We start from the raw sequence: 1,515 nt of genomic DNA, 5'->3' as shown, positions 1-1,515 counted from the left end.
AGAAGCCTCGTGAGGGTTTGCAGTTGCACTGGGATGGTGATAACGATTCGGTGGATGAGCGGAACCTGAGCGCTGCTTTAGGTGCAGGGGTGACACCAACCACCGTAGATTTGGATGGGATTCAACGGGTTGCTGATTGGCTGTGGGAATTACCACCCCCGCCCTATCCCTATGAGATTAACCAGAATTTGGCAGCAGTGGGTAAGCCAATTTATAAAAACAACTGCGCCAGTTGCCATGCTTTTGGTGGTTCAAAGGTTGGCAAGGTAACACCTATTGAAGAAATTGGTACAGACCGATATCGTCTGGATTCCTACACCTATGAACTGCTTTCTAACCAAAATACCCTCTTTGTTGGCACACCAAGGCGTTTCAAACATTTCCGCAAAACCAATGGCTATGCCAATGTGCCCCTAGATGGAATTTGGCTACGAGCTCCCTATTTACATAATGGTTCAGTACCAACCCTAAGAGACTTGTTAGAAACCCCCGAAAACCGACCCAAAGAATTCTATCGGGGTGATGATGTTTTCGATCAGGACAAGGTTGGTTTTGTTTCCGATGTAGCAGAGGATAATACCAACAAATTCTTTAAGATTTATACAACAATTCCTGGCAATTTAAATAGTGGTCACCTTTATGGAACTGACCTCTCTCCAGAAGCAAAAGATGCCTTAGTGGAGTACATGAAGACCCTTTAGTAAGGGATAAATGTAAACAATTATTTACAAAAACCAACCAATACATTAAACAAAGAGATTAAAACAACAGATTCAAGCAAGAGGTAAAATGAACGCTTACGCTAAATACTTTGGTTGTGTGGTATGGCTTGGCATCATTATCAATGTGGTGTTTTTTGTCATTCCATTATTGTTCTTCCCAGAAGTCATGCTTTCGTTATTAAAAATGCAAATTCCAGTGCCGATTATCTGGGTACGTGCTGCAGGATTGCTATTGCTGGAAATCAGTATTTTATACATTCCTGGTGCTATGGATCCCTATCGCTGTCTTGATGCAGTCGCTCATGGGGGAAACCACGGCAGTCGCTCATGGGGGAGACCCCCAAGACCGCGCTGCCTTCCCAAGACCGCGCTGCATCGCTATAAAGCAACAGCTTGGATGTCGATATTTGTCACACGAGGTGGTGGAGCTACGTTTTTTATAACGGCTGTCTTGTTATTTGGTCAAGATCTGGGATTTATGAGTATCGCTTTGGTTGACCTTGTCTTCGCAGTTATCCAAGGAATTCTCTTATTCCTTGCCCTGCAAACTGAACAACCCCTTATTTCAAAAATAGTCAAGGGATTCTCCTAACTTTTCGGGAATAGTAATACTTATCACCTAGCACTGCACTCACCACTATCTAGCAGTAGGGAGAAAAATAACGTTATGGAAATGGTGAAAACGAAATTAGGTAAATTAATAACAATCATTGTTATTAGTATTTTTTGCTGGCTGGAGTTGTAGCCTATGTGGGATGGTACAACCTATTTCGAGAAGACCCCAATCCTCCCA

Annotated in this window: 2 protein-coding genes; both read left to right on the top strand. The window is 43.0% G+C overall.

Translation table 11 applies throughout. The features are described 5' to 3' along the window. Positions 1-701, top strand: a 701-nt coding sequence (locus tag F6K51_RS37050) for a c-type cytochrome (protein WP_293031115.1), incomplete at its 5' end; no start/stop codon positions are given. An 88-nt stretch (positions 702-789) separates the two neighbouring features. Beyond that, positions 790-1,314, top strand: a complete 525-nt coding sequence (locus F6K51_RS37045) for a hypothetical protein (protein WP_293031113.1) — start codon at positions 790-792, stop codon at positions 1,312-1,314. Positions 1,315-1,515: the final 201 nt, after the last annotated feature.

The organism is Moorena sp. SIO3I8 (genome assembly GCF_010692325.1).
GTDB lineage: Bacteria > Cyanobacteriota > Cyanobacteriia > Cyanobacteriales > Coleofasciculaceae > Moorena.
Note: the sequence above shows the minus strand (reverse complement) of the source record. Positions and strands in the feature narration are given on the sequence as shown.